The organism is Variovorax sp. AB1(2024) (assembly GCF_037482385.2).
GTDB lineage: Bacteria > Pseudomonadota > Gammaproteobacteria > Burkholderiales > Burkholderiaceae_C > Variovorax.
This window is the reverse complement of record NZ_JBBHKP020000001.1, coordinates 5,028,215-5,039,733: the sequence shown is the minus strand read 5'-3', so window position 1 is coordinate 5,039,733 and position 11,519 is coordinate 5,028,215. Positions and strand designations below refer to the sequence as shown.

Annotated in this window: 12 protein-coding genes; 4 read left to right on the top strand and 8 right to left on the bottom strand. The window is 68.7% G+C overall.

The genetic code is table 11. From position 1 onward, the window contains the following. The first annotated feature begins 1 nt into the window (after nt 1). A complete protein-coding gene (gene ntrC, locus WIX39_RS23600; RefSeq protein ID WP_205367328.1) occupies nt 2–1,534 on the top strand; it encodes a nitrogen regulation protein NR(I) in 1,533 nt (510 codons plus the stop codon). 46 nt (nt 1,535–1,580) lie between these two features. Here the strand turns inward: ntrC and WIX39_RS23595 are convergent, their stop codons facing one another. The 6 genes from WIX39_RS23595 to WIX39_RS23570 all read right to left on the bottom strand — a co-directional run bounded on the left by WIX39_RS23595 (nt 1,581) and on the right by WIX39_RS23570 (nt 6,894). After that, on the bottom strand, nt 1,581–2,135 hold the full coding sequence (locus tag WIX39_RS23595) for a hypothetical protein (RefSeq protein ID WP_409195973.1): 555 nt from the start codon (nt 2,133–2,135) through the stop codon (nt 1,581–1,583). A 4-nt stretch (nt 2,136–2,139) separates the two neighbouring features. Then, the gene (xth, locus tag WIX39_RS23590) at nt 2,140–2,925 is read right to left on the bottom strand and encodes an exodeoxyribonuclease III (RefSeq protein ID WP_409195972.1); all 786 of its coding nucleotides are present in this window, start codon (nt 2,923–2,925) and stop codon (nt 2,140–2,142) included. 100 nt (nt 2,926–3,025) lie between these two features. After that, the gene (locus WIX39_RS23585) at nt 3,026–4,192 is read right to left on the bottom strand and encodes a mandelate racemase/muconate lactonizing enzyme family protein (RefSeq protein ID WP_205367326.1); all 1,167 of its coding nucleotides are present in this window, start codon (nt 4,190–4,192) and stop codon (nt 3,026–3,028) included. 35 nt (nt 4,193–4,227) lie between these two features. Next, complete coding sequence (locus WIX39_RS23580) at nt 4,228–4,935, bottom strand: SDR family NAD(P)-dependent oxidoreductase (RefSeq protein ID WP_081271319.1); 708 nt, start codon at nt 4,933–4,935, stop codon at nt 4,228–4,230. After that, nucleotides 4,925–5,896, bottom strand: a complete 972-nt coding sequence (locus WIX39_RS23575; RefSeq protein WP_205367324.1) for a Bug family tripartite tricarboxylate transporter substrate binding protein — start codon at nt 5,894–5,896, stop codon at nt 4,925–4,927. The genes WIX39_RS23580 and WIX39_RS23575 overlap by 11 nt, the downstream gene beginning before the upstream one ends. A 59-nt stretch (nt 5,897–5,955) precedes the next feature. After that, the gene (locus WIX39_RS23570) at nt 5,956–6,894 is read right to left on the bottom strand and encodes a dihydrodipicolinate synthase family protein (protein WP_007829002.1); all 939 of its coding nucleotides are present in this window, start codon (nt 6,892–6,894) and stop codon (nt 5,956–5,958) included. A 108-nt stretch (nt 6,895–7,002) separates the two neighbouring features. On the opposite strand from WIX39_RS23570, the gene WIX39_RS23565 reads away from it, so the two are divergent. After that, nucleotides 7,003–7,938, top strand: a complete 936-nt coding sequence (locus tag WIX39_RS23565) for a LysR family transcriptional regulator (protein ID WP_205367322.1) — start codon at nt 7,003–7,005, stop codon at nt 7,936–7,938. A 5-nt stretch (nt 7,939–7,943) separates the two neighbouring features. On the opposite strand, the gene WIX39_RS23560 is transcribed toward WIX39_RS23565, so the two are convergent. Next, the gene (locus WIX39_RS23560; RefSeq protein WP_205367320.1) at nt 7,944–8,615 is read right to left on the bottom strand and encodes an RraA family protein; all 672 of its coding nucleotides are present in this window, start codon (nt 8,613–8,615) and stop codon (nt 7,944–7,946) included. A 30-nt stretch (nt 8,616–8,645) separates the two neighbouring features. Next, nucleotides 8,646–9,860, bottom strand: coding sequence for an aspartate transaminase (locus WIX39_RS23555; protein ID WP_205367318.1), 1,215 nt, complete (start codon nt 9,858–9,860; stop codon nt 8,646–8,648). Between the two features lie 143 nt (nt 9,861–10,003). Between WIX39_RS23555 and nac the strand changes: the two genes are divergently transcribed. Both nac and WIX39_RS23545 read left to right on the top strand, forming a co-directional pair. Beyond that, complete coding sequence (gene nac, locus WIX39_RS23550) at nt 10,004–10,942, top strand: nitrogen assimilation transcriptional regulator NAC (protein ID WP_234382427.1); 939 nt, start codon at nt 10,004–10,006, stop codon at nt 10,940–10,942. Nucleotides 10,943–11,070: 128 nt separating this feature from the next. Beyond that, nucleotides 11,071–11,514: an acetyl-CoA carboxylase biotin carboxyl carrier protein gene (locus WIX39_RS23545; protein ID WP_205367317.1), complete on the top strand. Its 444-nt coding sequence runs from the start codon at nt 11,071–11,073 to the stop codon at nt 11,512–11,514. Nucleotides 11,515–11,519: the final 5 nt, after the last annotated feature.

Genomic DNA, 11,519 nt, shown 5'->3' with positions numbered 1-11,519 from the left:
CATGAAGCCGATCTGGATAGTTGATGACGACCAATCGATTCGCTTCGTGCTCGAGAAGGCTCTGCTGCGCGAAGACCTGCCCACGCGCAGTTTCACCAACACGCGCGAGGTGCTCGCCGCACTCGAGCAGGCCGCCGACGACGAACAGCAGGGCCCCCAGGTACTGGTGAGCGACATCCGCATGCCCGGCGGCTCCGGGCTCGACCTGCTCGACAAGATCAAGGCCAAGCACCCGGGCCTGCCAGTCATCATCATGACGGCGTTCTCCGACCTCGACAGCGCCGTCTCGGCGTTCCAGGGCGGCGCATTCGAATACCTGCCCAAGCCCTTCGACCTGCCGCGCGCGGTCGAACTCATCCGCCGTGCCGTCGACGAAAGCCAGCGCGAGGAAGTGGCCGAGGAGCGCATGGTCGCCGCGCCCGAAATGCTCGGCCAGGCCCCTGCGATGCAGGACGTGTTCCGCGCCATCGGACGGCTCTCCCAGAGCAACGTCACGGTGCTCATCACCGGCGAATCGGGCTCGGGCAAGGAACTGGTGGCGCGTGCGCTGCACAAGCACTCGCCGCGCGCCAACGGCCCCTTCGTGGCCATCAACACCGCAGCCATTCCCAAGGACCTGCTCGAGAGCGAACTGTTCGGCCATGAGCGCGGCGCCTTCACCGGCGCGCAGACCATGCGCCGCGGCCGCTTCGAGCAGGCCGAAGGCGGCACGCTCTTCCTCGACGAAATCGGCGACATGCCCTTCGACCTGCAGACGCGCCTGCTGCGCGTGCTGAGCGATGGCCATTTCTACCGCGTGGGCGGCCACAACTCGGTGAAGGCCAACGTGCGCGTCATCGCGGCCACCCACCAGGACCTGGAGCAGCGTGTCAAGCTCGGCGGCTTCCGCGAAGACTTGTTCCACCGCCTCAACGTGATCCGCCTGCGCCTGCCGGCGCTGCGCGAACGCGGCGAAGACGTGCCCGCGCTCACGCGCCACTTCCTGCAGGTGAGCGCGCGCCAGCTCGGCGTGGAGCCCAAGCGCATTTCCGATGCCGCGCTGACCAAGCTCGCGGCGTTCAGCTTCCCGGGCAACGTGCGCCAGCTCGAGAACATCTGCCACTGGCTGACGGTGATGGCGCCGGCCCAGTTGATCGAGGCCAAGGACCTGCCGCCCGAAGTGATGGCGGTGGGCGCCGCGGCCAGCGAGGCGCATGCAGCGCCGGAAGCTGCCCCGCAGGCCCCGGCCATCGCGAACCCGCTGGTAGCGCCCCCGGCCGTCGGCGACGCGCCCGCCGTCGCGCATGTTCACGCCGAGGCCGTCGAAAGCCCCGCGCTGGTGAGCAGCTGGGAGAGCGGCCTCGAGGTCGAGGCCCAGGCCCTGCTGGCCGCCGGCCGTACCGACGTGTGGGACGTGCTCTCGCGCCGCTTCGAGTCCAGGCTCATCCTCACCGCGCTCGCCAACACGCGCGGGCGGCGCATCGAGGCCGCGCAGAAGCTGGGCATCGGGCGCAACACCATCACCCGGAAAATCCAGGAACTCGGCATCGAATGAAAAAGGCCCTTCAGGGCCTTTTTCTTTGCCTCTGCCCGGTTGCCTGTTACCTGCTGCGCTGTCCCAGCGTCAGCGAGTCGATCTGGAACTTGCCGCTCTTGTCCCAGAGCCAGGTGTCGACATAGGTGTGGCCGCCGAGCTTGCCCGGGCTCGGCAGCGGCGACGTGGCCTTGATGAGCTCCGCGATCATCGGCGCCACTTCCGGCGCATGGCTCGGTGTGCGGCTGAAGGTCACGTTGACCACCTTGCCGCTCGCGTCGATGTCGGTTTCGACCACCACCACGGCATACACCAGCGGCGGGATCTTGCCCTTGTAGATGCGGTTGGCGTAGGCCTTGTAGATGTGCTGCGCGCCGATCTTGCGGTAGGCCCGCACGGCGGGCGTCTGCGCGGTGATGAGCCGCACCGTGGGTACGTCGCGCCCGCTGGGCGCGGCCTCGTCCGTGGGCGCCGTCGCGGTGCTGCCCTTGCCGCCTTCGTCGGCCTTGTCGGCCGGCTTGAACAGCGAGCATGACGCCAGCGCGAAGGCTGCCGCGGCGATGACCAGAAAGCGGCAGGCCCGGCCCGCCGTGCCTGCTTCGAATACCGCGCCTGTTTTCATCGGATCAGGCACCCTGGTCGAGGTCCAGCACCACGGGCGCGTGGTCGCTCGGCTTTTCCCATTTGCGCGGCACGCGGTCGACCACGCAGCCCTTCACGCGCGGCACCAGCGGCTCGCTCACCAGGATGTGGTCGATGCGCAGGCCGCGGTTCTTCTGGTAGCCCAGCATGCGGTAGTCCCACCACGAGAAGCTCTTCTCGGGCTGCTCGAACATGCGGAAGCTGTCGGTCAGGCCCAGGTCGAGCAGCGCCTTGAAGTGGTTGCGCTCCTCGGTCGTGTGGTGGATGGTTTCCTTCAGGCCCACCGGGTCGAAGCTGTCGCGGTCTTCCGGCGTGATGTTGAAGTCGCCCAGCAGCACGAGCTGCGGGTTGGCCACCATCTCCTGGCGCAGCCAGTCGCGCAGCGCGTCGAGCCACTTCATCTTGTATTCGAACTTGTCGCTGCCCGGCGCCTGGCCGTTCACGAAGTAGCCGTTGACCACGCGCAGCGGACCCGAGGGCGTCTCGACCGTGGCCGCGATCACGCGCGACTGGTCGTCGGTGAAGCCGCCGATGTTCTTCACCACGTCGCGCACCGGCGAGAGGCTCAGGATGGCGACGCCGTTGTAGGTCTTCTGGCCGAACACCGCCGCTTCATAGCCGGCCGACTTGAGCACCTCGAGCGGGAACTTGTCGTCGGTCATCTTCAGTTCCTGCAGGCACAGCACGTCGACCGGGTTGGCGATGAGCCAGTCGAGCACGTGCTGCAGGCGCGCGGTGAGGGAGTTGACGTTCCAGGTGGCTATCTTCATGGGGCTTGCAACTTGTTGCTTTCGAAACAAGTCCTTGGGTTTTTGCGGTGCATCCCTCACAGCATATCGCGCAAACCCGGCGCCCTCGCGCCCGCGGGGCCTATGCGGCCAGCGCCCGCATTTCCGCGATCAGGTCGGCCTTGCCCTCGAAGCCGATGCCCGGCAGCGGCGGCAGCGTGACGTAGCCGTTGTCGACCTTCACGCCATCGGGGAATCCGCCGTAGGGCTGGAACAGGTCGGGGTAGCTCTCGTTGCCGCCCAGGCCCAGGCCCGCCGCGATGGCCAGCGACATCTGGTGGCCGCCGTGCGGAATGCAGCGCGATGCCGACCAGCCGTTCTCCTTCAGCATGTCGAGCGTGCGCAGGTACTCCACCAGGCCGTAGCTGAGCGCGCAGTCGAATTGCAGCCAGTCGCGGTCGGGCCGCATGCCGCCGTGGCGGATCAGGTTGCGCGCGTCCTGCATCGAGAACAGGTTCTCGCCCGTGGCCATGGGGCCGGCATACACCTCGCCGAGCTTGGCCTGCAGCTCGTAGTCGAGCGGGTCGCCGGCTTCCTCGTACCAGAACAGCGGGTACTGCGACAGCGCGCGGCCGTAGTCGATGGCGGTCTGCAGGTCGAAGCGGCCGTTGGCGTCCACCGCCAGTTGCTGGCCGGGGCCGAGGATCTTCAGCACCGACTCGATGCGCTCGCAGTCTTCGGCCAGCGTGGCGCCGCCGATCTTCATCTTCACCACCGAGTAGCCGCGCTCCAGGTAGCTGGTCATCTCGCGCTGCAGGCCTTCCACGCCCTTGCCGGGGTAGTAGTAGCCGCCCGCCGCGTAGACGAACACGCGCGGGTCCGGCTTGCCGGTGCCGTAGCGCTCGGCCAGCAGCTGGTAGAGCGGCTTGCCCGCGATCTTGGCGGTGGCGTCCCACACGGCCATGTCGATGGTGCCCACCGCCACCGAGCGCTCGCCGTGGCCGCCGGGCTTCTCGTTGATCATCATGCGGGCCCAGATCTTGTGCGGATCGAGGTTCTCGCCCGTCTCGTCGAGCAGCGACGCGGGCTCGGCTTCGAGCAGGCGCGGCAGGAAGCGCTCGCGGATCAGCCCACCCTGGCCGTAGCGTCCGTTCGAATTGAAGCCATAGCCGATGACCGGCTTGCCGTCGCGGATCACGTCGGTGACCACGGCCACCAGGCTCAGGGTCATCTTCGAGAAGTCGATGTAGGCGTTGCGGATGTCCGACTTGATGGGACGCGTGGACTCGAGGATGTTGACGATTTTCATGATCGGTCTGGGTGGATGGAAAAAGGAAAGGAGATTCAGCGGTGCAGCGACGAACCGCCGCAGATGGCGACGTCCTGCCCCGTGATGGCCGCCGCCGGCGGCGAAAGAAGAAAGCCCACGAGCGCCGCGATTTCCTCCGGCTGGATCAGCCGGCCGATGGGCGGCATGCGCGGCGCGCTGCCGGCGCGTGCCGGGTCCTGCAGCATCGAGGTCTGCGTCGCGCCGGGCGACACCACGTTGACGGTCACGCCCTGCGCCGCGACCTCCGCCGCCCAGCTGCGCGCCAGCGCGATCAGCGCGGCCTTGGTCGCGGCGTACTGGCCGCGGCCGGGCAGGCCCTGCGCGACGCGGCTGCCGACGAACACGACGCGGCCCTTGCCGCGCGCTGCCATCGCGGGCACCAGCGCGTCGGCCAGCCGCGTGGCCGCATCCACGTGCAGCCGCCACATCAGCTCGCCGCCCGCGTGGTCGAGAGAGCCCAGCGGGCCGACACGCAGCACGCCGGCCGCATGCACCAGCGCATCGGCGTCCTGGAGCGCAGAGGCCGCGCGCGCGATCGCATCGGCATCGCTCAGGTCGACGGCCACGTGCGCGAAGCGCCCGTGAGACAGCGTCGGCCCGGCGAGGTCGAGCCCGCTCACGCGCCAGCCCGCCTCCAGCAGATGCGACGCGATGGCCCGGCCGATGCCGCCGCTGCTGCCCGTCACCACCGCATGCGGCGCTGTCGCGGCTTCATTCGACATGGATGTTGCCCTCCACGATGATCTTCTTCGAGCGCGCCATGTCCTCGGCCTGGAACTTCGCGAACTCCTCGACGCTGCCCGGCGTCAGCAGCAGGCCCTGCGCGCCCAGCGTCTCGCGCATGTCGGTGCCCAGTGCCTTGTTGACCTCGGCGTTCAGCCGCTGCGTGATGGCCGCGGGCAGCTTCGCCGGCCCCCACAGGCCGTACCAGCTGTAGAACTCGTAGCCCGGAATGCTCTCGCCCACCGTGGGCACGTTCGGCAGGCTGGTGGCGCGCGTGGCCGAGGTCACGGCAATCACCTTCACCATGCCGCTCTTGTGGTACTGCAGCGAGCCGAGGATGGGGTCGATGAAACCGTCGATCTGCCCGCCGATCAGGTCCTGGAAGGCGGGCGCCGTGCCCTTGTACGGCACGATCAGGTAGTCGAGCCCGCCGCCCGCGCGCTTGAGCAGCTCGGTCGACAGGTGGCCCGCCGATCCGATGGAGCCCACCGCGAAGGTCATCTTGCCGGGGTGCGCCTTGGCGTACGCGATGAGCGACTTCACGTCCGTCACCGGCAGGTTCTTGTTGACCGCCACCGACAGCGGCGCCTTGGCCACCAGCGCCACCGGCGTGAAGTCGCGCGTCACCTCGTAGGGCACGGCCTTCATCGTCATCGGCGCGGTGGTGAAGGTCGATGCGTTGAACAGCAGCGTGTAGCCGTCGGCCGGAGCCTTCGACACCACGTCGGCGCCGATGATGCCGTTGCCGCCGGCGCGGTTCTCCACGATGAAGGTCTGGCCCGTCTGCTCGCCGAGCTTCTGCGCCAGCAGGCGGCCGATGGTGTCGAGCGTGCCCCCCGGCGGGAACGGAATCACCATGCGCACCGGGCGGCTCGGCCAGGTCTGTGCGAGGCCGGCGGTGGACGCCGCGGCCAGCGCGACGGCGGCCAGCGTGGCCCGCAGGAAATGGTTGCGTTGCATGTCTCTTGTCTCCTTGTGGTTCTTCGTCGGGGCATCGCGGGTGCCGCGGCCCCGTGGGCTCAGCGCTTCGACAGCCCGGCCTGCTCGACGGCCGCGCGCAGCGCATCCATCTCGCGCGCGTTCGGCGCTTCGGTCGGCGGGCGCACGGTGGCGTTGTCGAGCACGCCCGCCAGGAACATGCCGCCCTTCATGCGCGCATGCGCTTCGCCGGTCGGCTCGCCGCCGCCGTACACCGCGTCTTTCAGCGGCGTGATGAGCGCCTGCACTGCCATCGCCTTCTTCAGGTCGCCGGCCTTCACCGCGTTCCACAGGTCGATGATCAATTGCGGAATGAAGGTCGCGAAGCCGACCAGCGCGCCGTCCACGCCCTGCACCATCGATGCGAGCAGGTATTCGTCGTGGCAGGTCAGGATGGCCTTAGACGCATCGGCTTCGCGGATCGCCTGGATGTCGCGGGCGTACTTGTTCATGTCGCGCTGGCCCACCTTGAAGGCCTGCAGGTAGGGCAGGCGGGCCAGTTCGGCCAGCAGCTGCGACGAATACGAGGCGCGCGTCCACGCCGGGTACACGTGGCAGACGAGGTCCAGCTCCGGCGCGGCGCGGTGGATGGCCTCGAAGTACTGCAGCGCATGCCCGGGCGTGAAGCCGAAGCGCAGCCAGTGGTGCGGCGGCATCACGTCCAGCGCCACCGCGCCGGCGGCCTGCGCGGCGCGGGCGTGCTCGGCGGCCTCGGCCAGGCCCTCGCACACGATCGAAGAAATCACCGGCATGCGGCCGCGCAGCTCGTCGGCCACGATGCGCGTCACCTCGGCGCGCTCCGAAGGCGTGAGCGAGAACACTTCGCCGGTGTGGCCGTTGGTCATGATCGCCACCACGCCGTCATGGCCGGCGAGCCACGAGGCCAGCTTGCGCAGCGCCGGCTCGTCGATGCGGTGGTCGGCCGTGAAGGGGCAGGAAATGGCGGGGATGATCCCGCGATAATTCGCGATGGAAGGCATGCTGTGTCTCCGTTGTGGTTCAAGGTGCAGGAATGGGTGCATCTTTTGCCGGCGGAGGGCGGGCCGTCCAATACTCGAATCGCATACAACTATTCAACCGCGCTGCGCATGGGCCCTGGCAACCGACCGCTCGACCTGGAATGGCTGGAAGATTTCCTGGCCCTGGCCGAGTCCGGCAATTTCTCGCGTGCCGCGCAGGCGCGCTCCATCGCGCAGCCGGCGTTCAGCCGCCACATCCGTTCACTGGAAGAGTGGGTGGGCGTCGACCTGTTCGACCGCAGCGCGCACCCCACGGCGCTCACGGCGGCGGGCAAGCGCTTCCAGCCGCTGCTGCGGGAGGTGCTGGCCGATCTGGAGGCCGCCCGCATCAAGGCCCGCGCCGCGCACGACCTGGACGCGGCCAGCCTGAGCTTTGCCGCCACGCACGTGCTGTCGCTCACCTTCTTTCCGCGCTGGCTCGCCGGCGTGGAGTCGCGCCTGAGCATGGGGCCCATCCAGACCATCTCCGACAGCTCGTATGCCTGCGAAGACCTGATGCTGCAGCGCCGCGTGCAGTTCGTGCTGTGCCATGGGCACGCGGGCGCGCCGGGGCGGCTCGACGACACCGGCTACCCGGTTCAACGACTGAGCGAAGACGTGCTGCTGCCCGTGAGCGCGCCCGGTGCGAACGGCGCGCCGCTGCACGCGCTGGGCGCAGGCCAGTCGCCTTCGGTGCTGGCCTACAGCGATGCTTCGGGGCTGGGCCGGATCATGCGGGCCATGCAGGACAGCGAGTTCGGCAAGGACTTCGCCGCGTCGCTGTCGATCGTCTTCACGGCCCACCATGCCGCGCTGCTGCGCACCATGGCGCTCGAAGGCCGCGGCCTCGCGTGGCTGCCGATGAGCCTGGTGGCCGACGACCTGCGCAGCGGCACGCTGGCCGATGCCGGCGCGGGCGGCTGGCGCGTGCCGGTGGACATCCGGCTGTATCGCCAGCAAGCGCACATGGCGCCGGTGGCCGAGGCGCTGTGGGCGCTGGTCAGCGAAGGCGCATCAGGCGCCTGACCGCTTCAGTTGGCGCAGCGAGCTTCCAGCGCATCGAGGAAGGAGCGGTCCCAGCGGCCTTCCTTCATCGCCTGGATCGTGCGCGCTTCCGTCTCCAGGTGCGCGCGGGCCTTATCGATCAGCAATTCGGCCTCGTCGGGCGAGAAGGCCAGCAGTCCGTCCTGGTCGCCCACCACGATGTCGCCCGGGTTCACGACCATGCCGCCGACCGACACCGGCACGTTGATCTCGCCGGGGCCGTCCTTGTAGGGGCCGCGATGGTTCACGCCGCGCGCGTACACCGGGTAGTCGCGCTCGCGGATCTCGGCCACGTCGCGGATGGCGCCGTCGAGCACCAGGCCCGCGGTGCCGATGGTCGCGGTATAGAACGACAGGATGCCGCCGATGACTGCGTTGGTGATGTCGCCGCCCGCGTCGATCACCAGCACGTCGCCGGGCCGGCAGAACTCGAAGGCACGCATGGGCGTGAGGTTGTCGCCGCCGCGCGTCTTCACGGTGACGGCGGTGCCCGCCATGGTCTTGTGGCCGGGGCGGTGGTACGGCTGCAGGCCGACGCTGCCGATGTTGCGGTGCAGGTTGTCGCTGAGCGCGGCCACCGGAATCTCTTGCAGCGCGGCCAGGATGGCCGGCGCCACTTGCGGGGCCGACGGGTTCTTGCGGATGGCTCTGTAGGGCATGACTGGTCCTCGTGAGTTCTTCGGCACGCTTCAGCGCAGCGCGGCCACGGCACGCGCGATGCGCTTGCAGCCTTCTTCCAGCGTCTCTATCGACGTGGCAATGGAAAGACGGAAGTAGGGCGACAGGCCGTACGCGGTGCCCGCGACCACGGCAACGCCTTCGCTTTCGAGCAGGTACATCACCACGTCGCCGTCTTCGTCCAGGCGCTTGCCTTCGGGCGTGGTCTTGCCGATGAGGCCGCCGCAGTTGATGTACAGGTAGAAGGCGCCGGGCGGCGTGGCGCAGCCGAGGCCGGGAATGTCGTTGACGAGCGCCAGCGTGCGGTCGCGCCGCTGCCTGTACACGGCCACGCTCTCGGCCACGAAGCCCTGGTCGCCGTTGAGCGCGGCGGCGGCCGCGGCCTGGCTTACCGAGCAGCAGTTGCCGGTGGACTGCGACAGCAGCGTGTCCAGCGCCTTGATCAGGTCCACGGGCCCGGCTGCATAGCCGATGCGCCAGCCGGTCATCGCATAGGTCTTGGAGACGCCGTTCACGATCAGCGTGCGATCGCGCAGCGCCGGTGCCACCCCGAGGATGTGCGGCAGCGGCTCGCCGCCGAAGCGGATGTGCTCGTAGATCTCGTCGGTCATCACCATCACGTGCGGATGGCGTTCCAGCACTTCGGCCAGCGCGCGGTATTCGGCGGCGGTGTAGCTCGCGCCGGTCGGGTTGCTCGGCGAATTGATCAGCAGCCAGCGCGTGCGCGGCGTGATGGCCGCCTCGAGCTGTGCCGGCGTCAGCTTGAAGCCGTTCGCCTCGGGGCATGCCACGGTGACGGGCGTGCCCTCGCAGGCCAGCACCATGTCGGGGTAGGACACCCAGTAGGGCGCGGGAATGATCACCTCGTCGCCCGGCTCCAGCGTGATCGCGAAGGCGTTGTAGATGGCGCTCTTGGCGCCGTTGGTGGCGATGATCTCGTTCATCGCATAGCGCAGGCCGTTCTCGCGCTCCAGCTTGGAGACGATGGCTTCGCGCAGCTCCACCGTGCCCGCCATCAGCGTGTAGCGCGTGGCGCCGCGCTCGATGGCCGCGGCCGCGGCCTGGCGGATGTGGAGCGGAGTGTCGAAGTCGGGCTCGCCCACCACGAGGTTGACGATCGACTTGCCCTGCCTGCGCAGTTCGTTGGCGCGGTCGGCGGCCGAGGTGCTGGGCGAGGGCTTGATGCGCCGCACGCGGGCGGCAATGCGGGAAGTAGTGGCTTGCATGGACCGAACGGTACGCACATCGCTCCCGCGAGGCCAAGACGAGATTGCACTGGTCGTATAGGCGCAGCTTATGACTCATGGTGAGCCCCGATATCCGCCGCGCGACCGCGATGCTAGGCTTGGCTTTTGCTTGGGGACAAGGCGTGAACCTGCGACGCCTCAAATATTTCGTGAAGATCGTGGACATCGGCAGCCTGACACAGGCGGCCGAGGTCCTTTTCATCGCCCAGCCCGCGCTGAGCCAGCAACTGGCCACGCTCGAAGGCGAGGTGCGCCAGCAGTTGCTCGTGCGCACCAAGCGCGGCGTGACGCCCACCGAAGCCGGCAAGGTGCTGTACCGCCACGCGCAGATCATCCTGCGGCAGTGCGAGCAGGCCCGCGTCGACATGGAGGCCGCGGGCGAAGGGCTCTCCGGCCAGGTTTCCGTGGGGCTCGCGCCCGGCACCGCCGCCTCGGCGCTCTCGCTGCCGCTGCTGCGCACGGTGCGCGCGCGGCACCCGGGCATCCTGCTCTACCTGAACGAGAACTACGGCACCACGCTCAGCGAACTCATCATGAACGGCCGCATGGACCTGGCCGTGCTGTATGGCGACAAGGCCATCCACGGGCTCACCTTCCTGCCGCTGCTCAAGGAGCCGCTGTTCCTGGTCGGCCCGGCATCCATGCCCGCGCCCTCGCAGCCGGTGAAGCTGGCCGACCTGCGCGACATCGAGCTCTTCCTGCCGCGCCCCTACAACGTGGTGCGCAAGCTGGTGGATGCGGCCTTCGTGCGCGCGGGCATGGTGCCGCGCGTGGTGGCGGAGATCGAATCCGCCTTCACCCTCACGGCGGCCATTGCCGACGGGCTGGGCGCGACCATCCTGCCGGCGTCGATGGCGCGCGAGGTGGTCGCGAGCTGCGGCGCCTGGCAATTCCCCATCGTCGACCCTGTCATCGAGGCGCCGCTGGCGCTGTGCCAGTCCGACCACCTGCCGCTGTCGGAGCCCGCGCAGGCGGTGAAGGACATCCTGCTCGAACTCGTGGCCGACCTGGCCAACACCGTCGCGTCGACGCCCGAACCCGGGATCGCCGCGCTGTCTTGAGCCGGGCGTCATAAGGCGCCCTTATCCCGGCACAGCCATTCCGTCTTTGGCTTCAGGCGCGCGGACCGTTACCTTTCATGCATGCCGTCACGCGTTCGCGGAACGCGTCGGCCACCACAGCCATCGGCATGAAGCAGGAACAGATCAAGACGCTCATCGACGCTTTGGCCGCATCGGACCTGGCGGAACTGGAGTACAGCGAGAACGGCAGCACGCTGCGGCTGGTGAAGCTGGCCGCGCTGGGGGCTGCATCCGCCGCGCCCGCTGCGCGAAGCCCGTCCGGCATACGCAAGGCGCCACGGCAAGCCTTGGAAGGAGCAACGGCACCGGCGGTTGCCAGTGCCGAGTGCCTCGCACCGCTGTTCGGCGTGGTGCACCTTCAGCCCGCGCCCGGCGAGCCGCCCTTCGTGCAACCGGCTCAGGCCGTGGAAGCCGGCCAGCTTTTGTGCGTGATCGAGGCGATGAAGATGTTCAACGAGGTCCGCGCGGACCGCACAGGCACCGTGCGGCAGGTGCTCGTGCAATCGGGCCAGGAAGTGGAAGCAGGACAGCCCCTGTTCCGCTTCGACTGAGGAGG